At 68.6% G+C, this 20169-nt stretch carries 19 protein-coding genes; 8 read left to right on the top strand and 11 right to left on the bottom strand.

Annotation, left to right across the window (positions count from 1 at the left end; genetic code table 11):
* Window positions 1-176: 176 nt before the first annotated feature.
* Window positions 177-377 (top strand): cold-shock protein, encoded by a 201-nt coding sequence (locus G4D87_RS13690; protein ID WP_163782507.1) that lies wholly within the window; start codon window positions 177-179, stop codon window positions 375-377.
* Between the two features lie 190 nt (window positions 378-567).
* Window positions 568-942: a cupin domain-containing protein gene (locus G4D87_RS13685; RefSeq protein WP_163782506.1), complete on the top strand. Its 375-nt coding sequence runs from the start codon at window positions 568-570 to the stop codon at window positions 940-942.
* A gap of 44 nt (window positions 943-986) precedes the next feature.
* On the opposite strand, the gene G4D87_RS13680 is transcribed toward G4D87_RS13685, so the two are convergent.
* The 3 genes from G4D87_RS13680 to G4D87_RS13670 form a co-directional block, all read right to left on the bottom strand.
* Window positions 987-1571 carry a hypothetical protein gene (locus G4D87_RS13680; protein ID WP_163782505.1) on the bottom strand — a complete coding sequence of 195 codons (585 nt, stop codon included), beginning with the start codon at window positions 1569-1571 and terminating at the stop codon, window positions 987-989.
* A gap of 222 nt (window positions 1572-1793) precedes the next feature.
* Complete coding sequence (locus G4D87_RS13675) at window positions 1794-2345, bottom strand: GNAT family N-acetyltransferase (RefSeq protein ID WP_163782504.1); 552 nt, start codon at window positions 2343-2345, stop codon at window positions 1794-1796.
* A 273-nt stretch (window positions 2346-2618) separates the two neighbouring features.
* On the bottom strand, window positions 2619-2837 hold the full coding sequence (locus G4D87_RS13670; RefSeq protein ID WP_163782503.1) for a hypothetical protein: 219 nt from the start codon (window positions 2835-2837) through the stop codon (window positions 2619-2621).
* Between the two features lie 191 nt (window positions 2838-3028).
* Here G4D87_RS13670 and G4D87_RS13665 point away from each other — a divergent pair, with 191 nt between their 5' ends.
* On the top strand, window positions 3029-4513 hold the full coding sequence (locus tag G4D87_RS13665) for a PKD domain-containing protein (RefSeq protein WP_240358254.1): 1485 nt from the start codon (window positions 3029-3031) through the stop codon (window positions 4511-4513).
* 18 nt (window positions 4514-4531) lie between these two features.
* Here G4D87_RS13665 and G4D87_RS13660 read toward each other — a convergent pair whose 3' ends face one another.
* The 5 genes from G4D87_RS13660 to G4D87_RS13640 form a co-directional block, all read right to left on the bottom strand.
* Window positions 4532-5266: an endonuclease/exonuclease/phosphatase family protein gene (locus tag G4D87_RS13660; protein WP_163782501.1), complete on the bottom strand. Its 735-nt coding sequence runs from the start codon at window positions 5264-5266 to the stop codon at window positions 4532-4534.
* Between the two features lie 101 nt (window positions 5267-5367).
* A complete protein-coding gene (locus tag G4D87_RS13655) occupies window positions 5368-7689 on the bottom strand; it encodes a xanthine dehydrogenase family protein molybdopterin-binding subunit (protein WP_163782500.1) in 2322 nt (773 codons plus the stop codon).
* A complete protein-coding gene (locus tag G4D87_RS13650) occupies window positions 7686-8156 on the bottom strand; it encodes a (2Fe-2S)-binding protein (protein ID WP_163782499.1) in 471 nt (156 codons plus the stop codon). Before G4D87_RS13650 ends, G4D87_RS13655 begins: the two co-directional genes overlap by 4 nt.
* Window positions 8149-8997, bottom strand: coding sequence for an FAD binding domain-containing protein (locus G4D87_RS13645; protein WP_163782498.1), 849 nt, complete (start codon window positions 8995-8997; stop codon window positions 8149-8151). The genes G4D87_RS13650 and G4D87_RS13645 overlap by 8 nt, the downstream gene beginning before the upstream one ends.
* A gap of 68 nt (window positions 8998-9065) precedes the next feature.
* The gene (locus G4D87_RS13640) at window positions 9066-9941 is read right to left on the bottom strand and encodes an alpha/beta fold hydrolase (protein ID WP_163782497.1); all 876 of its coding nucleotides are present in this window, start codon (window positions 9939-9941) and stop codon (window positions 9066-9068) included.
* A gap of 321 nt (window positions 9942-10262) precedes the next feature.
* Between G4D87_RS13640 and G4D87_RS13635 the strand changes: the two genes are divergently transcribed.
* From G4D87_RS13635 to G4D87_RS13625, 3 genes are all read left to right on the top strand, one after another.
* Window positions 10263-11330, top strand: a complete 1068-nt coding sequence (locus G4D87_RS13635; RefSeq protein ID WP_240358253.1) for a hypothetical protein — start codon at window positions 10263-10265, stop codon at window positions 11328-11330.
* A gap of 181 nt (window positions 11331-11511) precedes the next feature.
* Window positions 11512-12513 carry a hypothetical protein gene (locus tag G4D87_RS13630; RefSeq protein WP_240358252.1) on the top strand — a complete coding sequence of 334 codons (1002 nt, stop codon included), beginning with the start codon at window positions 11512-11514 and terminating at the stop codon, window positions 12511-12513.
* A gap of 348 nt (window positions 12514-12861) precedes the next feature.
* Window positions 12862-14550, top strand: a complete 1689-nt coding sequence (locus G4D87_RS13625) for a hypothetical protein (RefSeq protein WP_163782495.1) — start codon at window positions 12862-12864, stop codon at window positions 14548-14550.
* A 103-nt stretch (window positions 14551-14653) separates the two neighbouring features.
* On the opposite strand, the gene G4D87_RS13620 is transcribed toward G4D87_RS13625, so the two are convergent.
* The gene (locus G4D87_RS13620) at window positions 14654-16249 is read right to left on the bottom strand and encodes a DUF4034 domain-containing protein (RefSeq protein ID WP_240358251.1); all 1596 of its coding nucleotides are present in this window, start codon (window positions 16247-16249) and stop codon (window positions 14654-14656) included.
* A 94-nt stretch (window positions 16250-16343) separates the two neighbouring features.
* On the opposite strand from G4D87_RS13620, the gene mtgA reads away from it, so the two are divergent.
* Both mtgA and G4D87_RS13610 read left to right on the top strand, forming a co-directional pair.
* Window positions 16344-17243 (top strand): monofunctional biosynthetic peptidoglycan transglycosylase, encoded by a 900-nt coding sequence (gene mtgA / locus G4D87_RS13615; RefSeq protein ID WP_163782493.1) that lies wholly within the window; start codon window positions 16344-16346, stop codon window positions 17241-17243.
* A 63-nt stretch (window positions 17244-17306) separates the two neighbouring features.
* Entirely contained in the window at window positions 17307-17831 is a 525-nt protein-coding gene (locus G4D87_RS13610; protein WP_163782492.1) for a hypothetical protein, read from the top strand.
* An 87-nt stretch (window positions 17832-17918) separates the two neighbouring features.
* On the opposite strand, the gene G4D87_RS13605 is transcribed toward G4D87_RS13610, so the two are convergent.
* Together G4D87_RS13605 and G4D87_RS13600 are read right to left on the bottom strand one after the other, a co-directional pair.
* Window positions 17919-19001: a beta-helix domain-containing protein gene (locus tag G4D87_RS13605; protein WP_163782491.1), complete on the bottom strand. Its 1083-nt coding sequence runs from the start codon at window positions 18999-19001 to the stop codon at window positions 17919-17921.
* 129 nt (window positions 19002-19130) lie between these two features.
* On the bottom strand, window positions 19131-19949 hold the full coding sequence (locus G4D87_RS13600) for a hypothetical protein (protein ID WP_163782490.1): 819 nt from the start codon (window positions 19947-19949) through the stop codon (window positions 19131-19133).
* Between the last annotated feature and the right edge of the window lie 220 nt (window positions 19950-20169).

The following is a 20169-nucleotide window of genomic DNA, read 5'->3' as shown; positions in this document are numbered from 1 at the left end:
GGGCGCGGGGGCGCGTGGAGTGTCGGCTGGCGGACGGCTGCCTGCCCGGAAGGCGGTTGCCCGGTGGACAGGAGGCGCCAGGAAGTTTGTCGTTAGGGGGCGGGGCGGTGTCCGCTCCGCACACGTCGTTCGGGCAGCCCTTGGCGGCGGCCTCGAAGCAGAAGGAAGAAGGTCACATGGCAATCGGTACCGTGAAGTGGTTCAACGACGCCAAGGGGTTCGGCTTCATCGCGCAGGACAACGGTGAGGACGTGTTCTGCCACCACTCCGCCATCAACATGGATGGCTTCCGCACCCTGCAGGAGGGGCAGCAGGTGGAGTTCGAGGTCACGCGTGGCCCCAAGGGCCTGCAGGCGCAGAACGTCCGCGCCGTCTGAAGCACCCGCAGGCCACCCTTGAGTGTGCCCGAGGCCCGGTCTCCCAGCAGGGAGGCGGGGCCTTCGCATGTCTGGCCCCTGGTGCGCCGGGCTGGCGGCCCGTGCTGGGTGCTCGTCGGCACCTGGATGCCTTCCTTACCTTCTCGGCAGACGCGCGGCACATCCGCCGCCATCCAACGGAGACGAAGGCATGGGCGACACCAGCGTGAAGAAGGTGGAGAGTCGGCACTCTCCCAAGGGCGAGATGGGGCAGAAGTACCTGGCGTCTGGCGTCCGCCTGGCGATGCGGCTGTGGGAGGACGAACCGCCTGGAGAGCCGGCGCCCGCCACCATGAGGGACTACGAAACGGTGGGCTTCGTCCTGAAGGGCCGCGCGGAGCTGCACCTCGAGGGACAGGTCATCCTGCTCAACCCGGGTGACTCGTGGTTGGTGCCGCGTGGCTCCAGCCACACGTACAAGGTGCTGGAGACCTTCTCCGCCGTGGAAGCCACGAGTCCGCCCGCGGCCGTGCACGGCCGGGATGAGGGCAAGGACGCGGGGACGAAACCGCCCGCGAAGGCGTGAGGTGCGTTTCAAGGCTCGGCGCGTTCATCCGTGGGCGCTGGTGCTCATTCCGCCTGCGTTGGGTTCGGGGCCTTCTGGACGGTGCAGGCGTATCTGGACGCGTGTCCTGCTTCGGGCTGGCAGACCAGCAGCGGTGACGTCGGTGCGTTCTCTGGGAGAGGGCGCCGGGTGCCGGTGAAGGTGCAACGGGCCTGGTCGGGGGTGCGCCAATGGCACTGGTCCGCGGAGAGCGCTTCGGGTGGCTCCCACTTCGACACGCACTTCTTGTTTTCTGCGCACGGCTCGCTGGACACGGACTCGCGCTGGACCACGGCGGGAATGAAAGGGAGCTTCCCCGTGGTGAGCCAGACCCACTCCGCATCATCCAGTGAGGGCATCGGACGGGTGCGGGAGCAGCGCCAGATCAACCTGGCGTCCTTGGGTTCTGCGTAGATGAGATACACCGCGTCGCCCTGGTACCGGACACGGCAATCGCCACCGCCACCCTGGGGGAGCTTGAACTTCTCGCCCGTGACGACGGGGCCCTTGATGACCTCCAGGACCTCGACGTCCACTGTTCCCAGGTAGGGACCCCTGGGGACCGGGATGACGCGAGCCCGGTAGATGGCGCTCGCGCGCTCACGCGCCACCTTGAGGTCATGGTGAAGGTTCCCCCCGCCCGCGACGCAAACACATGCCTGCGCCACAGCCGGCCAAAGGCAGAGCGCGATTGCCGCAGTGAGCAGGGGGAAGAGGAACCTCATTATTTGCAATCTACCGGAAATGTGCGGCGTGTTGAGAGATGGGGTGCCGCGGGTTTGCGCTTGAGTGTTGGGTGCTTCGTGGTGGCCATGGTCAGGTCTCCCCGTGAATCACCGAGCCCCCAGTTCCACCGGTGCCAGGCGCTCGAACATGAGCGAGGGTTCTCCCTTGTAGCTCCCCTGTCCCGTCTGCCGGAAGCCGCACTTGCCGGCGACGCGGATGGACGCCGCATTCTCGGGCGCGATGATGCACACCACGCGCTCAGGGCTGAGCCGGGCATCCGCCCAGGCCAGGGCCGCGTGGACCGCCTCGGTGGCATACCCCTTTCCATGGAACCCGGGGGCGAGCACCCAGCCTGCCTCGGGCCCGGCGCCCAGGGGCGGCTGCATGTCGCGGTGGAAGTCGCCCAGGCCCACCTCGCCCACGAGGCGACCCGTCGCCTTCTCACGCACCACCCAGAAGCCAAAGCCCAGCAGGTCCCAATGGCCCACGTAACGCAGGAGCCGCGACCACATCTCTTCGCGTGTGGACGGCTTGCCGCTGATGTAGCGCACCACCGCGGGGTCACTCCACATCGCGAGGCACTCCTCGTAGTCCTCGAGGCTGTGACCCTTCATCACGAGGCGCTCGGTCTCAACGGTGGGGATGGTCGCTGCGGGCACGGATGCTCCTCCTGGGGGCTGGCGCCGCGCCTTCCACTCGATGTGGTGGCGCGACGTTGGAACGCTCGCTGATTTCCGGATGCGTATGTTCGCTGGAGGCCGCCAGCGTCAGGCCCGCTGTCGCGGCACTCTGCACGCGGCATGGCCCATGATGACGTCGCCGTCGACGGTGCTCGTCGGCGTCGGCGCCCAGCCGGATGCAAGCCGGGCGTCGAGGAGTTCATCTGCGCTGGGTCGGTGGTCCCACACGGAGACCGAAGTGACTCCGCCCAGTCACGTCGTGTCGAAGACCAGATAGCTGCCTTCCCTCCACGGCATCACCACGTCGTGGGTGAACTCGTCCTGGACGATGACCTCCGTGACATCGCGCGGCGGCGAGCTCGCGAAGCCCCAGCGCACCACGTCCTGGAGCAGCGTGAGGGACGCCAGCTCCTTTTCCAGGGCGGAGCGCGCTTCCTGGGGCAGCGAAGCCCGGTCGGTCAGCGGAACCATGGTGTCAGCCTACCTCGGAATCGAAGCGTCGGGACGTCACACCGGGGCAGTCGCGGCGCATGACAATGCTGTTTTTCTGGTTTTGCATGGAATGACGTCTCCATGCTGCCACACTCGGCGTCCCTCTCAACGGAAGGTGAGTCATGCGCTGGAGTCTCCGCACCCTGACGGAAGCCCTGTGCTTCCTATCCTTGTCACTCGCTGTTCCCGCCCAGGCGCAAGCGACCAACGTCGCCCTTGGAAGGCCTTCATCGGCGTCTTCGATACACGCCATCGGCTATCCCACGCAGTTCGCACCGGAGAAGGCCTTCAACGGCATCATCAACACGTCGGACCGTTGGTCCTCGGCGGTCTCGCCCCTTCCCTCGAATCCTGAATGGATTGAGGTGGACCTTCAGGCCGTGCATGGCGTGCAGAGCATCACCCTGTACGTCAGCCGGGATAGTAATTACGGGCGGATGGTCGACTTCGACGTGATGTCCCGGACGAGCAACACCGCGAGCCATCAGGTCGTCCCGGGTGGCGCCATCACCGGGAACACCGAGAACGTCCGGACGCTCACCTTCGCGCAACCCGTGAATGCCCGGTACGTGCGGCTTCAGTGCAAGCTCGCGACGAACGACAACCTGTGCCGCGTCCGTGAGATTCAGGTCTTCGGCTCCGTGCTCTCGAACCAGCCTCCCTTGGTTTTCGCGGGCAACGAAACGACCATTGCGCTGCCCGCCAGCTCGGTGCCGCTCCAGGGCTCGGCCAGCGATGGCGATGGCACCGTCACCCACTACCTATGGGACCAGGTCTCGGGGCCGTCTCCGGCCACGCTGACGGGCGCCACCTCGCCCTCGGCCACCGCCAGCCACCTGGTCGCGGGGGTGTACGTCTTCCGGCTCACCGCCACGGACAATCAGGGAGCGACCGGCTCGGACATCGTGCGCGTCATCGTCCACCCGGAGAGCGCGCCACCGGACCCGCGCGCGGGGAAGCTGCACGTGTGGAATCGCGGCGGGCGTTATGACACGGCCGTCTTCCTGCCCAAGGACTACGGCACCAGGCCCGGCAAGAAGTACCCCCTCGTGCTCTCCCTGCATGGCCGAGGCGGCTCCACGCTCAACGGAGACCACACCCAGGTGGGGGCGAATCCAGAGGGCTTCATCCGGCAGCTCACGCCCGGCAAGCCGCTGGTCGACACGTTCCCTGGCGTCGTCATCGCGCCCAACGGCCCTCGCGTGGGCGCCCCGCTGGACACCTGGTGGCAGGTGGACGCCACGCACACCCTCGTCCAGCAGGCGCTGAGCGAGTACGAAATCGACCCGGACCGGGTGACGATGACGGGCTTGTCCTCGGGCGCGAGCGGCGTGAATGAGCAGATGAAGAAGTATCGCTCGACGTATGCCGGGGGGATGCCCATTGCCTACTTCCCGCCCACGCCCGCGGACGTGTGCGAGCTCGATGACTTCCCCATCTGGGCCTCTGGCAATGCGGACGATGGCACCTTCTCCGTCCACCGGTGGACCAATGCCACCACGGGGTTCCAGACGCTGCTGCGGCAGTGCCCTGGCTACGGCGGCGAGTTCCTCCTCACCGTGAATCCCAGCGGCGGGCACAGCGGCTGGGATTCGTTCTGGAGCCGCTCCGACGCGCAGAACTGGCTCGTGAGCCAGCAGCGCAAGGCGCCTTGACGCGGCCGTGAGCGGGGCTCAGAACTGCACAGTCGCAGTGTAGGCGAAGTGGTCGGAGCCGTACTTCTCCAGGCGCTCGGCGGGGCCGGTGCCAATGCCCTGGCTGACGTAGATCTGGTCAATGGGCACGCCAGCGACGCCCGCCGTGCGCAGGTGATTCATCCCGGGGATGTCCTGCGACAGCTGGCGGTTGAAGTCTCCCAGCAGGACGACTGGGAGGCCTCGGCCGCGGAGCTCGGCGACGACCTCGCGCACCACGGTGTTGTGGGTGCGCCAGCGCTCCTGCCGGTCCGGATGACTGCCGTTCCACGCGCCGGAGATGTAGTGGGTGTTGATGAACGCCAGCTTCGCTCCGGTCGTCTTGTGCTTCAGGACGACCCAGTTCACGAAGCGTGACGGCGTCTCGCCTGCCGTGCCGCCGTGCGTCATCCGAGAGCCGTCACCCGTCTTCTCGAACTTGTTCTTGCGCCAGGAGATGGCGATGGAGTTCCGCGCGGCCAGCCGCTCCGCGCCCGGCCGGAAGTGGTTGTAGTACTCGAGCGTCTCGAGCTTGTTGTGCGCTACCGCGTTCTCCACCTCCTGCCAGCCGATGATGTCCGCCAGCGGCTTGAACGTCGCCTGCCCGCGCAGGGTGTTGTGGGTCGCGACGGTGACGGTCGTGGCCGCGAGCGCCTCCGTCTCGGACACGGTGTCGGGGAGAATCCCCAGGGTGACCAACAGGCTGAGAACCGCCGACGACAAGAGCTTGAGCATGCGTCCCTCGAATCGGGCGCCGGGGGAGTCCCGACGAACCGATGGAAACTAGCAAGATATGTAATTCAAGAAAATATCATGACGTCGCGCCAAGGAGGGCGTCAGTCCCGCTCCATCAACGCGCGCAGCACGCGCTCTGCCGTGGCGGGGAGCTGTCGGACCTGCGCCCCGGTGGCATGCCGGATGGCGTTGCAGATGGCGGGGGCCACGCCCACCAGGCCCACCTCGCCAACGCCTTTGGCGCCGAACGGGCCTGGACCGAAGGGTTGCTCCAGCAGCACGGCGTGGAGGGCCACGGGCACGTCCAGCACGCCGGGGACCTTGTAGTCCCCCATGGTGGGATTGACGAGCTGGCCCTCGTTCCACACCAGCTCCTCGGTCAACGCGTAGCCCAGGCCCTGGACGAAGCCTCCCTGGACCTGTCCCTCCGTCGCCGCGGGGTTGATGACCCGGCCCACGTCGTGGACGCTCCACGCCTCCAGCACCTCGACGTGGCCTGTCAGTTCGTCCACCTCGACCTCGGCCACCTGCGCCGCGAACACGAAGAAGCCGTTGCCCATGAAGGGCAGCCCTTCGACCTGCGTGCGGTTCGTGTCGAGCTGCCACGCGGGATACAGGTAGCGGGCGGACGCGATGATGGGCCCGCCTTCGACGTAGAGCGCACGTCCGGCGATGGCGGCGAAGGAGACCGACGTCCCGGGTTCGTCCCGGACGCCGACGAAGCCGCCGGGCCTCAGCTCCAAGCGCCGCACCGGACGCTGGAGCAGCGCGCTGGCGTGGGCGAAGAGCTGCACACGCACCTGTTCGCAGGCCTGGGTGATGACGCGGCCCACGGTGAAGGTCGTCCGCGTGCCTCCGCTGCACCAGTCATACGGAGACGTATCCGTGTCCGGGCGGCTGAAGTTGAGCTGCTCCATGGACAGCCCCAGCGCGCCCGCCGCGACCTGCGTGAGGGCCACGTCGGAGCCCTGGCCCGTGTCCACCGCACCGGTGTTCACGGTGACGGTGCCGTCCTCGTTGAGCCGAACGGTGGCGCTCGAGCCCAGCAGGCCAGACACGTGGCTCACCGCCGCCACGCCGATGCCCCGCTGCTTTCCAGGGGCCGTGGGTGTCCGCTCCCGCCGTCGGGCCCAATCCGAGACGTCCCGGGCCCGCTCCAGGCAGGCCCGCAGCGTCCCGCTCTCCACCGGCGCGCCGCCCAGCCACTTCTCGCCCGTCTCCAGCGCGTTGCGGAGCCGCAGCTCGATGGGGTCCATCCCCAAGGCCTCGGCGAGCCGGTCCACCTGCACCTCACTGGCGAAGTGGATCTGCGGATTGCCGAAGCCGCGGAACGCTCCGGCGCGGAGCTTGTTGGTGTAGACGCACCAGCACTGCACGTCGACATGGGGAATCCGGTACGGCCCGCGCGCGAAGTAGCTGCCGATGTTCGCCACGAAGGGGCCGTCATCCGCGTAGGCCCCGGTGTCGAAGTGGATCCGCACCTGCCGGGCGAGGATGCGGCCGTCCCGCGTCGCCCCCGTGCGCATGAAGATGCGGGCACCATGGCGCGAGCGCATCATCTTCATGTCGTCCGTGCGCGAGAAGGTCAGCCGGACCGGCGCGCCAGCCGCCATCGCCAGCGCCGCGGTGATGGGCTGGTTGGTGGATTCCACCTTGCCGCCGAACGCTCCGCCCACGCGCGGCACCAGCACGCGCACGCGGGACATGGGCACGCCCAGCGCCTCCGCGGTGACGGCCTGGACCCGGAACCCGGACTGGGTGGACGTGTGGAGGGTGATTTTCCCACTGTCGGGGTCCACCTCCGCGAGCGTCGAGCACGGCTCCAGGTAGATGTGCTGCTGCGCGGGCGTCTCGTACACGTCCTCGACGACGACGTGACACCGCGCCCACACCGAGTCCGGCGTGCCCTCGACCAGCCGGATGTACGACGCGGCGTTGGGGTGTCCGGGGCCTCGCGGCGCATGCAGCACGGGCGCGTCCGGGCGCAGCGCTTCCTCCGCGTCGAACACGGCGGGGAGGACCTCGTACTGGATGTCGATGAGCCCGAGCGCCCTGCGCGCCGTCGGGAGGTCGACCGCGGCGACGGCGGCCACGGGCTCGCCTGCGTAGCGCACCTTGCCTCGCGCGAGCACCGGCTGGTCCTTGATGGCGGGCCCGATGTCGTGAGCAGGCAGGTCCTCCGCCGTGAGCACGGCGCGCACGCCCGGCAATGCCCGCGCGCGCGAGGTGTCATAGGATAGGATGCGCGCGTGGGGATGCGGGCTGCCCAGCAGGGCGCCATGCAACATGCCGGGGACGCACAGGTCCTCCGTGTAGACAGCGCGCCCCGTCACCTTCTCGCGTGCATCCGGCTTCGGTACGGATTGTCCCAGGACTTCGCCCACGGGGCGCGGCGCTGGCTCCGGCCTGACGTCGTCGCTCACGGCCGACCTCCCACCGAGGCAATCGCCTCCACGACGCGCGTATAGCCGGAGCACCGGCAGACGTTGCTGCCGAGCGCCTGCCGGACCTCGTCCACGGACGGGGACGGGTTCTGCTCCAGCAGCACCTTCGCGGCCAGGACGATGCCAGACATGCAGAAGCCGCACTGCACCGCGCCATGCCGGACCAGCGCCTGCTGGACGGGGTGGAGCTCCGGGCCATTCCTGACACCCTCGATGGTGGTGATGGCACGGCCGGGCAGCGTCACCGCCAGCGACAGGCAGGAGAGCACGGGCAGGCCTTCCACCAGCACGGTGCAGGCACCACAGCTCCCCTCGTCACATCCGCGCCGGGTTCCCGTGGCGCGGACGTCCTCGCGCAGCACGTCCAGCAAGGTCCGTTCTGGGGAGAGGGTGAGCGCGTGCTCCGCGCCGTTGATGGTGAGTGAGATGGAGACCGTTTCAGACATGGGCGCGCTCCCGGGCCTGCGAGAGGGCGCGGCCGAGCAGACGCGGAATCAACATGCGCCGGTACTCCGCCGAGCCGCGAACATCGTCGATGGGCGCCGCGGCCTGGGCGAGCAGGCCTCCCGCCTCGGCCACGTCCTCCGCCTCCAGCCGCGTCCCGATGAGCCGCTGGTCCGCTGCGTCAAGGTGGAGCGGCACGGGCGCGCAGGAGCCCACGACCACGCGCACCTGCTGGCACGTGTCGCCCTCCATGTCGAGCACCAGCGAAACAGACACCGTGGGGTAGTCGGCGGCCACGCGGCTGAAGCGCAGGTGGTGCCCCACGGCTCCGGTCGCGCCTCGTGGGAGGAAGACGCGGGTGACGAACTCACCCCGTTGCAGGGAGGTGCGGTGGCTGTCCACGAACAGTGATTCAACGGGAACGGCTCGCCGGCCATGGGCGCCCGCGACCTCCGCGAGCGCCGAGGCCGCGACCAGCGCCACGGGCAGCTCCGTCCGTGGGTCTGCCAGCCCGATGGAGCCGCCCAGGGTGGCCATGTTGCGGATGGCCGGATGCGCGAGCTGCCGCGCCGCGCCGCGCACGACCTCCATGGCCCCGCCCAGCCGCGTGTCGGCCGCGACCGTTCGGTGGGTGCACATGGCGCCCAGCCAGATGCCGTCCGAGGCTTCGGTGATGGTGAACAGCTCTGGGATGCGGTGGAGGCTGACCAGCATTCCGGGGGCGATGCGACCCGCGTTCATCATCGCCACCAGCGAGGCCCCGCCCGCGAGGCATCGGGCATCCTCATGCGCGTTGAGGGCCAACAGCGCGGCCTCGACGGACTCTGGCTCCGCGTATCTCATTGCGTCACCCCCAGGTCGCTTCACCGGGAGTCTAGCAAGAAACGCAGACGCCCGTCCGGGGAAGCGCGTCAGCTCGCTCGCAGGAAGTCACCCAGGCGCCCCGCAAGCCATTGCCGGAAGGCGTCCGTCGTTGGCGGACAATGGTGACAGTCCTTGATGAGCTCTTGGTAGGCGAGCGTGGGAAAAAGCACCCGCGCGCGGGTGAGCAGCTTCTCTCCGGGGAAGCTCACATCCCCATCCCCGGCCATGACGAGCGTGGGGGCCTTCAGCCTCACCAGTTCCTCCGGCTTCGCGAGCGCGGGCACCCGCATGTCCATGTTGCACGCGCGGACGGCGTCGCCGAGGAACGGCGCCCAGTCGTCATTCGTGGTCGTGAGCAGGTGTCGGACAAACGCCTTCAGGCGCCGCTCTGATGGGGACATCCGATAGAGCATCATCGGGAGGGCCACCTTGGTGAGCCCGTCCCAGTGAGAGCCATTCACCACACCCGCGGGGAAGAGCAGGGCGAGCCTGTCGATGCGCTCGGGCGCGATGGCCGCGAGCCGGATGGACACGAAGCCGCCCCAGCTCACACCCACCACATGGGGGCGCTGGAGCGCCAGCCCATCCAGGACGTCTCGGAGCCACTCGCCATAGTCATTGTTCGCGACCGAGGGCCGCACATCCGCGCTCTTCACCGACTGGCCGACGACGTCCACCGCGTGAAGCCGGAATCGCTCCAGCAGGGGTGCCAGCTCGTGGAGCACATGCGCGGAGCTCGCGAGCGCGCCGTGGAGGACGACCACGTTGGGCGCGGCTTCTGGACCGCCCACCAGCACATGCGTGTCACCGACGCGGGTCTGCACCGTCCGGCTCTCCGTGGGCACCCGCAGACGGCCGCGGAAATGGTCGTGCCACCGGGAGAGCACGGCCTTCGCCTGCTCACCCTTGAATGCCGATTTCATCGGGCCAGCATCGCATGTCCCGCCTTGGAACCGGTGAAGCACCGTGGGCCGCACGACGGGATGCCGCGTCTGCACCTCACGGATTGACAGCAGGTTTCGTTGTCCGCTGTGCATGGACCTGCGCAGGTGCAAACCCGTGCTCGCGCCTTCACGGATGCCGTCGAAGGTAGGGCACTGCGAAGCGGCGGTTGCACCCGCGTAGCGGACGCGCCACGACGCCACTGTCAGGAACGGACCCGCCCAGGCTCCCGTCCTCAGAGGGAAGGGGGCTGCGCACTGCTCTTGCAGTGAGAGCGCGGCTCACCGGTGAAGGAGGTTCCCATGCGATGGATGCGCACGTTGACGTTGGGTGTGCTGGCGATGTCGGGCGGCTGTACCGAGAGCAAGGTGGAGGAGGACCTGGACATCGTCCTGAGTGGGCGGCTCGTTGACGAGGCTGGCGCGCCGCTCTCGGACACGCAGTTGAAGCTCTACCGCAGCGCGAACTCCTCGTGCTCGTTCGCTGCCTTCTCGGCGAGCTGGAGGTCGGTGAAGACCCGCGCCGATGGCACCTTCGAGCTCGACCTGCTGGGGGCGGATACCCGCAACGGGAGCATCGCGCGTTGCTTCGTGGCCCGCTCGCCCGAGCAGTCCCAGGGAAGGAGCGTTTCGGCCTTCTTCCTCATCCAGCAGTCGGAGGTCGCGCTGCCCGTCTTCCAGGAGTGGACCGGCACGCTGACGGCCACCGCGGAGGCGCAGGGGGTGAGCGTGGGCTTCAGTCCGCTGGCCGCCACCCACGGTGCCGGGGCCGATGAACACGTGCTGTACCTCCGCCCGTCGGGCGCCAGGGAGGCCTGGCAGGTGCTCAAGGTCGCCTCGCCCGTTCTCTTGAGTGACTACGTCCTCGAGGACGCGGAGGGGCTCAAGGCCTCCATCACGACCGCGCGCGAGGCGAATGCGGGGGGCGTGACAGTCGGCATCACCTATTCCAGCGATGACGTTGTCCTGCCGCGCCGCGCCCTCGTCCCGGCAAGCCGTGGCGCCGCGTGCACCTACCTGAACGCCGAGACGCCCTGTCCCATCACCAACGGCGACCTCGGTGAGCTGGTGCTCTTCCAGGAGGGGGTCCGGGAGGTCACCGTGCAGCTCTCGCGGTCCGTGGTTCCGCGCAAAGCCGTGCTGCGCAACTTCGGGGTGTCGGGCACCATGAGCGAGTTGGTGCTGGAGGGAAGCACCGACGGCGTCGAGTGGGTGCCCCTGGCCAACCTGCTCGACGGCGCCGAGGTGCGGCCCTTCATGGATGTGGACCTCACGGGCACGACACCCGTGTCGCAGGTCCGTGTGCGGGCAACTCCGCAAGAGACGACGGGCGCGTTGCGTTCGCTGGGGCAGCTCTCGCTCTTCGAGTAGCGACACGCCCGCGGCCAGGGGTCTGCGGTTCTCGGTGAGGGAAATCGGGGCGCGGCTCCGTTCAGGGGTGTGACGGCGAACGAACGCCGTCCTTCCTCACGGAGTTCCCGCTATGACGTCTCCTCGTTCATTCCGAGCGCTGGCCTGCACTGGTGCCCTCTGCCTCCTGGGGGCATTCCCCGTGTGGGCAGCGCCCACCGAGTCGTCCGGACCGCGCGAGATTGCCCGCATCGGGAATGCTGACAGCCAGGTGCTCTGGTTCGAGGGCGACAGGGGCGAGGTCAACGTGGCCGTCATCGCCCAGTATCCGCAGCGTCCACTCGTGGCCCCTCGCTTCTTCCAGACACACTCGGCGGCGGAGGTGTTCCTGGCCGTGGCGCCCGAGGGGCAGGCGCTGCCCTCGGCCCTGGCGGCCCGCGCGCTCGCCGCGATGGATGCGGGTGAGCGAGCGCAGCTCCGGTGGCAGAACGAGGCCGAGCTCTCCGCCTTCCCAACCACCTTCCCCGATGAGCCTCGCTCGCTCGCCGGAGGCTGCTCTGCCTCGAACAGCGCCTGGGCTGCCTCCGTCTATGGGGACGCCACCTGCGGGGACCCCAGCCAGGAGGTCATCCACACGGCCTTCACGAGCGACTACTACTGCAACTCCCCGGACTGTGACTTCCCGCTCGGAAGTCAGGACGGCGACGAGTGCTCCCCTGCTTTGCTCCCCTGCGACAGGGTTCGGGGCACCGCGACGCGCGTCCGTCTGCGCGCCACCAACTGGAGCTCGAACGTGTCGTTCAATCATCCAGGGCACTCCATGCACTTCGCCGTGCTGAACTGCGCGGGCAATGGGCCGGTGACCTTCAACTTCAACCGGGGCGCAACGGCCGACAGCGTGCAGCTCACCCCTGGACAGATGTGGAACGTCAAGCTCGGAGCGACGGTCGCTCCGGCCGCCGCCGCCAAGCGCGTCACCATGGGCCGGTGGACCGAGGGCCTGCCCGCGAGCGGCGACTCGTACGTCTCCAACGCCATGTCAGTGACCGGCATTTCGGGCACGACGGACGACGTGATTGCCTGCGGAGACATCATCACCCGCTACACCATGTCGGACCTGACCGTCCCCGCCTGCCACAACTACGCGGACCTCGCGCTCTGCAACGGCACGAACTGCAACAACGCCTGCTATCACACCTGGTAGAGAGAGAGCTGCGCCGCCCCCGCTTCCGGACGCGACCTGCTCGGAGGCGGGCAAGAGCCACATCCAGATGGTGGGCACCTTCAGCGGCGATATCTCAAGCTCCCACGGCCCCCACGCCCTGTCCTCACCCGGCTGGGCGTGGCTCTTGGGCGCTGGACCCGCTCCGGTCCCGATGTCACTCATGCAAGGCGAGGACCGGCCGGGCCGCTTTCCCCGGAGTCCCCCGCTCGCGGGCGGACCTTGCCTCCACGCCGCAACCATCTCTCGCCTTGATGAGGGAATCAGAGCGTCAGGCCGCTTGAGTCATGGCCCCCACGCTCGTGGGAGGCTTTTCTCGCGAGGTCCACGATGCCGTCCGTGTTGCGTCCGTCCCTGGTGCTGCTCTCCTCCTGCGTCCTGTTGCTGTCCACGCTCTCCGCCTGCGATGACGCTGACTCCACTCCTGATGCAGGCCCCTGGCTTCCCGAGGACTCGGGGACGACCGACTCCGGCACTCCCGATGCGGGCGCGGAGGCGCCGTGGGATGGCGGCTACACCGTGCTGGAGGAACACGGTGACTGGATTGACCGGGGCCGCTTCTCGCCATGCGAGTTCAATCAGCAAGGAGACCCCACCACCCTCCGGTGTGATGACCTGTCGCGCTACGACCTCTCAGAGTGCTCACCGGAGGCGCTCGCCCAGGTGGCGCCGCACGGCGTCTACCTGGTGGACATGCGAGGTGAGCGCCTGCTGGCTGACGGAGGGACCCAGATTGTCCCCGACTTCACCAGCTACCAGCTCTTCTCCGACGGAGGGACGGACACGCTCAACGGCCAGCCGCTGCTGACGCGGAGCACGGACGGCGGGAGCTTCTTCGTCGTCGGCAGCCGCACCAGTCCGTTCAACGGGGCCGTCACTGTCACCGCGCTCGCCGGCTGCCAGGTGCCCTCACCCGGCATCATCACGGGCTGCTACGCCCGTTGCACCAACGGAAGATTCAGCCGGGCCGGCACCTTTGAAGCCCAGCGCATGCCCTCGCAGCGAGGCGAGGGTGAGTCCTCCGGCGGGCTGCGCCTCATCTCCGAGTCCCTCGTCGCACTGGGGGATGCCGTGGACGTCTATGTCACGAAGAACCACGCCTACGTCGTCTCCATCAATGACTTCGCTGGCACCAAGAACGGCGGGCTCACCGTCTTCGACGTGAGTGACAGGGCGCACCCCCTCTTCAAGGCCTCCATCAGCCTGCCGGGGGACTCGAGCTGGAACGGGGTGTGGGCCAAGGAAGATGCCCTCTACATCGCCGGCAACAGCGCGGGCGTCGTCGTCTATGACATCTCCAACCCCTCACAGCCGGAGTACGTGCGCCACCTGCCCGCGGGGCAGTATGGGGCGCACACCGTGCTGGTGGATGGAAACCGGCTCTATGCCATGTCGCCCGGCGAGGTGACCTTCGTGCATGACGTCACCTCGCCGCTGGAGCCCGTGCTGCGCCAGCGCATCACCGTGCCGTCCGAGTTCTCCGTGGGGGGCGCACACGACGCCTTCGCCTACGAGGGCCGGCTCTACGTCAGCAACGCCTTTGGTGGTTACTCCATCATGGACGTCAGCGACCTCGACAACGTGCGGCACCTGGGTCAGTACGTGCACGGCTTCAACGCCTACGCGCACCACAGCGCCGTGGGCACCTTCGCCGGGCGCACCATCGCCTTCGAGGGCACTGAATTCAACGGCGCCCACCTGCGCGTGTTGGACGTCACGGACCCGGCGAACATCGTCAAGATTGGCGAGTTCCGTCTCAGCCCCGTCACGTCCATCCACAACCTGATTCTGAAGGGCCACCTGCTCTACATCGCCTGGTACCACGAGGGCGTGCGCGTGCTGGATGTGTCCAACCCCACGCAGCCGCGCCAGGTGGCGCACTACAACACCTTCCGAGAGAGCGACCCCGGCCGCACGGACAACCTTTTCGAGGGCACCTTCGGCATCCGAGTGCCCGGCGACGGGTACGTGTACGCCGCCGACTCCGTGCGCGGCCTGCTCATCCTCAACGAACTCTGAGCGGCGGTGCCGCACGCCGAGCGGGGAAACAGCAGGAGGGGGAGGGCGAGGCGCCTCCTGCTGTTGCCCTGTCGCTGGAGCGGCTGCGTGGGGCTGCCGCGCCTCAGCGGCCCGCGGCCCTGGCGCGCTCGACCTGGCGCGCCCGGGCACAGCCTTCGTTGACGCCCAGGTCACACGCCTTCTTCAGGTCGGACAGCGCGGACTTGAGGTCTCGCAGGTGGTAGTGCGTCCCGCTGCGCTCCATGTAGGCCAGCCCGTGGTCGGGATTGCGTTCGAGGAAGGCATCCCAGAGCGGGAGGATTTCCTTGAAGCGCCGCTCGCGCGCCAGGGCGTAGTCCCGCTGCTGCACGGTGCGGAAGTCCTCCGCCCCCTCGCCTTGCTGCGCGTCGGCCTGTGCCGCCGCCTGCTGGGGGGACTTGACGACCCACGCGCGCCGCCGCGCCACCTCGGGGTTGCCTGGCGCGAGCTCTCCAGCCAGCTCCAGCAGGCCCAGCGCTTCCTCGCGCCGTCCGGCCTTGTGCGCCTCCCAGCCGTCGTAGATGACCCCCTTCACCACGTGGTCCCGCAGGGCGCGTCCTTCCGAGTCCGTCGCGTCCAACCGCAGGGCGTGCAGGAGGTCCTTGCCCGCGGGTTCCCACTTCCGGCTGTTGGAGAGAATCCGAGCACGTTCGAAATAGACGGACGCGCGAGCGGGGCGCAGGGCCACGGCCCGGTTCACCTCCTCCAGCGCGGCGTCCAGCGCCTTGGTGCGGCGCAGTTGCTTCGCCCGAGCCAGCCTGAACTCCCAGTAGTCGCCGGCTGACAGCGCCTGGGTGAGCAGGACCAGTCCCTGGCCGTGCTCGCCCTGGACGGCCAGGTCGTGTGCGCGGTCAAAATCGGCGAAGCCACGCAGGAAGCCCAGCTCCGGGTGAGCGAGGCGCTGTGCCTCGGCGAAGGCGTCCATCTTCTCGTAGGTACCGCCCCAGCGGGGGGCGAGTCCGTGAAGATAGACTGCGCGGACGTCCACACACATGGGGCACTGCTCCATGGCGCGGGTGAAGGCTTGCTCGCGCGTCTCGTCGTCGCCGAGCGCGTCCGCCACGTAGATGAGCGGCCGCGCGGCTGCGACCGCCTTCGGCTGGAGCGACCACGCTCGGAGGAGACCGGGCACCGCCCGCTCGAAGGCCTCATGCATCCCGGCGAACTCCTCCTTCGCCGTCGCCGCCGCGAGCTTCCCGCCTCGGCGCAGGTAGCCCACCGACACCCAGTGGGTCCCCCTCGCGAGGTAGGGCGCGAAGGAGCGCGGCGACGCTTTCACCCAGGCGTCGAGGAGCTCCGTCGACTCGGAGGAGCCGTTGCCGAGCGCCAGGATGCCGTCCGTCATCCAGTGCTCGTCCCGAGGGTCCGACTCCATGCCCCACTGGAGCTGTTCGACCGCCAGCGTCAGCTCCTCGAACTGACGCCGGAGCAGGAGCGAGCGCAGCGCCACCCCGTCCACATGCCCTTGGGGGACTTTGCCCGCTTCGCGCCCGGCTGGCGTCACGATGGGGAGCCCTTTCGGCGCGGGGCCGGGGGCAGGTGTCAGGACGGGCTCCTGGCGCGCCGCGATGCGCGCTTCGACTTCGGCGCTCCGCTGGGGCCGTGAAGCAGTCACGGCGAGCCCGGCGCCCAGGCCCACCAAGAGGACTCCCGCGCCGAGCGCGGTACGAAGAGATGGCATTGAACCTGGCATCCTACTCAAGACAGGCCGCCGCGTGCCTTCCCGGCCGTCTTCTGGACAGGGGCCGTGGACCGGGGCAGATGTGTGCATACCGATGGCCTCCCGTCCGCCCTCCGCCCGTGGCTCCTCCCCCCGGACGCAGAAGACGAAGCAGCTCCCCGCCGGCGCCCGGCGCGCCGTGGGGAAGGCCTCCAGTCCGGGCTGGGGCCGCTGGCTGTTCGTCGGGTGGCTGCTGTTCGTCGTCTGGCTCAGCGTGGAGTACGCGCGGCTGCCCGACATCCGCGCGCTGCGGACGCAGAACCCGCGCACCACCGCGCTCATCACGCAGCGGGCCGAGGAGGCGCTGGCGGCGGGGAAGGAGCCCCGTGTGCGCCAGGCCTGGGTGCCCCTGGGGGCGGTGGCGCCGCACGCGGTGGACGCCGTGCTGAGCTCCGAGGACGCGCGCTTCTACAAGCACGAGGGTGTGGATTGGATAGAGGTGGAGAACGCCCTTGAGCAGTCCGTGCGAAAGGCGCGCCTGGGTCGCGGCGCGTCCACGCTCACCCAGCAACTGGCCAAGAACCTCTACCTCTCCACGGACCGCAGCCTGCTGCGCAAGGCCAAGGAGTTGCTGCTCGCCCGCCAGTTGGAGACCCATCTGTCCAAGCAGCACATCCTCACGTTGTATGTGAATGTGGTCGAGTGGGGAGAGGGCGTGTATGGCATCGAGGCGGCGGCGCGCGAGCACTTCGGCACCTCGGCGCGGGCGCTCACCGTGGCACAGGGCGCGATGCTCGCGGCCATGCTGCCCGCCCCACGGCGCTGGTTGCCCGCCCAGAAGCCCGAGACCCTCCGTATCCGGGCTGGCGCCATCATCGGGAGGCTGGAGCGCGAGGGCCGCATCACCGCGACGCAAGCGCGCGAGGCCCAGGCCGAGCTCTCGCGCTTCTTCGGCGAGACGTCCGTGCCCGGCTCCGTGGTGGAGGCCATCTCCCGACTGTCCTCGGAGAGCTGAGCCGCGGGCCCCCTGGCTCTGATAGAGGGGCGAGGCTGTCAAACCTCTCCCTGGAGTCTTCGCATGTCCCGGATTTCTCGTCACGCGCTGGTGCTCGCCCTGCTGCTGACTTCCACCTCCGCCCTCGCGGGAGCGCAGTGGGTGCAGGCGCGGACGGTGCTCAATACGTGTGGCTACTTCAGCACCTCGCAGGCGGAAGTCACCCTCACGTACCGCAATGATGACCTGCCCTGGGGAACCCGCGTGTTCCTCATCTACGGTTGGGGCGGAACGTCTGGTGGCCCCAGCACGCTCGATTGGGCTCCGGCGCCGCAGACGGTCGAAGTCCCGGCCGTGGCGCCGTACCACTGGGGCACGAAGGTGACGGGCGTCATCCGGGCGCGGTCGTCCACGCAGTACACGAGCATCAATTTTGTCTGGAAGGTGGTCCTCCCGGATGGCCATGAGTTCTACGAGAAGGGCAATGACTCCACCTACGGCTACTACGCCGCGGACTTCTCGCAGGTGCCAATGCCTTGCACGAACACCTCCGGGAGCTTCATCGGGAGCCCGACGCCGCTGACCATCACCACGGTCGTCAAGGACTGACGACTGCGCCTGGCGCCGCGGGCAGGAGCGCCTCCCTGCCCGCGGCCGTCTCTCAGCGCCGCGGGTCGCGCACCCCTGACGTCAGGGCTACCTCGGCGTGTTGATGACCGTCAGCCGGTGGGGCTCCGGCGTCGCCCAGTTCTGGGGGGTGTTTCCAGACAGCGCAATCCCGTCGAGGACCACGTTGCTGTCGAAGAAGTAGAGCGCTCCGCCCTCCGGTGCCCTGTTGTCGCGGAACTCTCCGCCGCGGAACGTCCATTGGTTGCTGGCCGGGAGGTGCGCGGTGTTGACCGCCCCGCCCACGCCGCCGAACTGGGTTCGCGGACCGGTGCACTCGTTTCCGTGGAAGATGTTCCCGGTGGCGACCCCTGAGCTGGTCGGCGCAATCAGCATCAGCGCGCCGCCGAACGCGGGCGCCTTGTTGAAGCGGAACTCGTTGTGGTTCAGATTCACGTTCGCGCGTGAGCCAATCCAGAGCGCGCCACCGGCGTTCTCGGAATAAGAGCCCTCCGCGCCCGCGCCGTTCTCGCCGTCGACCTTGTTGCCGTACTCCAAGATGCAGTGTTCGAGGGAGTCCTCCCCGGCGTCCGACGTCGCCGCCAGCCGCAGTCCGGCCCAGCCCTGGGTGGGGTTGCTGGCGGTGAAGACAATGGGGCTGTCCGACGTGCCCCGCGCGGTGATGCGCCCATGCACGGCGAGCTTGTGGTGTCCCATGAAAATGAGCTGGACGCCGGGTTCGATGGTGAGCCGGCTCCCCGCGGGCACCGTCAGGTCACCGGTCACCTGATACGGCGAGCCCGCGCGCGTCAGGGTGCGCGTCGTGAGGCTTCCGGAGAGGTCCGTTCCACCGGACGTGCTCACGGCGACCGTGGTGCTCGCGGTGGTGCTGCCGCGCTCGTTGGTCGCCGTGAGTGTGTACGTCGTCGTCGCTGTCGGGCGGACCTGCACCGAGCGTCCGCTCACCTCACCGACACCGTAATCGATGGAGAGGTCCTGCGCGCCGGTGACTTCCCAGGACAGCTCGGCGGACACGCCCGGAGCGATGGTCGCGGGGGCTGCTTCGAAGCGCAGGATGTTGGGGCGGTCCGGGACTGGATCCGGCGAGCTGCAGGCGGTGGCGACCGCGACAAGGGACGAGACGGTCAGGACGAGACGACGCGAGTGGAGCATGCGCCCGTTCTACCTCAACCGGGGAGGCCCGTTGCGATTCCCCAGGAGCCGCGCTGCCATGTCGACAGCGATTGGGTTGCTTGGATGGATGAATCAACATCCCAGCGCCAGCGGATTCTCCTGGCGTGACTACATCCACGCCGCGTCACACTGGGGACATATCGTGGCGCGCTCATACGCCGCTCGTGGGCCCTCGAAGCCGCAGGTGTAGCAGGTCCGAAAAGGGTTCAGGGCCCGCGGTGCCCTGGCCGGCGTGGGCTCCGTGCCCCAACTGGGCGCCGCGCTGGCGGTGGGGAGGGCCATCCCCGGTTCCCAGACGAGCTCGCATTGCAGGTCGGACAGGGGCTCCACGGGGCCGTCAACCACGGCCGCGATGAAGGCTGTCGGAAGCGTGGCCGCGGCGTGGCGCTTCACGGCCATGCTGCCCGGTGAAGCCTGGGGTCCTATCGCCACGTAGGTGCTGAGACTCAGGCCTCCAGACAGCATGCTGTTGAGCAGTGATTCACCGAGGTCGACTCCCATGGAGACCTCGCCCGACACCGCCTTCATGTCGCTCTCCTTCGGAATCTCCAGGGTGTCGAAGAGCTTCCACGCGGGCCGCACGCGCCCGGCATCGGGGTGGAGATTCGACTCCACCTGGACGTGGACCTCATCGAGCTCCGGGGGCAGCTCGAGCGGGAGCCGCCACCGCACCACGCGGCCTCCCGCGAGCGGTGGCAGCGGGAACTGGCCCAGCAGCCGCTGCGCGGGGCCCTGCTTCTGCCGGCCCATCACCCGCACGGTTGACGGGGTGGCGGCGAGGGGCTCGAAGGCGGCCTGGAGCCACACGACGGCGGTGGCCTGCCCGAGCGGATCGCGGATCACCGGCTCCACGTGCAGGTGGACGGAACCGAACTCTCGGGGTGTGCGTCCGACGTGGTCCAGGACATCCGCGTAGAAGTCATCCATGCCGCGCATCCTCGCTTCGTGTCCGCGGTCCTGATGATAGCTGTTCGGCCCCTGGTGTCTGCCGTCACCAGGGGCCGTGCCTCGCTCGCGAGGCGCCTCCTTCCAACTCCTTGAAACCACAGGGGTGCATTGGCCACATCGTTCGACATGGGCATGGCATGTCGGCTGCAGTGGGTCAGGTCATCGCAGCACGGACCCCTTCACTGACTCTCCGAGGAGC

It is taken from the genome of Myxococcus vastator (assembly GCF_010894475.1).
GTDB classification, from domain to species: domain Bacteria; phylum Myxococcota; class Myxococcia; order Myxococcales; family Myxococcaceae; genus Myxococcus; species Myxococcus vastator.
This window is presented reverse-complemented; position numbering and strand designations above follow the sequence as displayed.

Coding starts and splice junctions, on each gene's coding strand:
- G4D87_RS13690 (WP_163782507.1), top strand. CDS start 177: ATGGCAATCGGTACCGTGAAGTGGTTCAACGACGCCAAGGGGTTCGGC.
- G4D87_RS13685 (WP_163782506.1), top strand. CDS start 568: ATGGGCGACACCAGCGTGAAGAAGGTGGAGAGTCGGCACTCTCCCAAG.
- G4D87_RS13670 (WP_163782503.1), bottom strand. CDS start 2,837: ATGGTTCCGCTGACCGACCGGGCTTCGCTGCCCCAGGAAGCGCGCTCC.
- G4D87_RS13660 (WP_163782501.1), bottom strand. CDS start 5,266: ATGCTCAAGCTCTTGTCGTCGGCGGTTCTCAGCCTGTTGGTCACCCTG.
- G4D87_RS13650 (WP_163782499.1), bottom strand. CDS start 8,156: ATGTCTGAAACGGTCTCCATCTCACTCACCATCAACGGCGCGGAGCAC.
- G4D87_RS13645 (WP_163782498.1), bottom strand. CDS start 8,997: ATGAGATACGCGGAGCCAGAGTCCGTCGAGGCCGCGCTGTTGGCCCTC.
- G4D87_RS13640 (WP_163782497.1), bottom strand. CDS start 9,941: ATGAAATCGGCATTCAAGGGTGAGCAGGCGAAGGCCGTGCTCTCCCGG.
- G4D87_RS13635 (WP_240358253.1), top strand. CDS start 10,263: ATGCGATGGATGCGCACGTTGACGTTGGGTGTGCTGGCGATGTCGGGC.
- G4D87_RS13625 (WP_163782495.1), top strand. CDS start 12,862: ATGCCGTCCGTGTTGCGTCCGTCCCTGGTGCTGCTCTCCTCCTGCGTC.
- G4D87_RS13620 (WP_240358251.1), bottom strand. CDS start 16,249: ATGCCATCTCTTCGTACCGCGCTCGGCGCGGGAGTCCTCTTGGTGGGC.
- mtgA (WP_163782493.1), top strand. CDS start 16,344: ATGGCCTCCCGTCCGCCCTCCGCCCGTGGCTCCTCCCCCCGGACGCAG.
- G4D87_RS13610 (WP_163782492.1), top strand. CDS start 17,307: ATGTCCCGGATTTCTCGTCACGCGCTGGTGCTCGCCCTGCTGCTGACT.
- G4D87_RS13605 (WP_163782491.1), bottom strand. CDS start 19,001: ATGCTCCACTCGCGTCGTCTCGTCCTGACCGTCTCGTCCCTTGTCGCG.
- G4D87_RS13600 (WP_163782490.1), bottom strand. CDS start 19,949: ATGGATGACTTCTACGCGGATGTCCTGGACCACGTCGGACGCACACCC.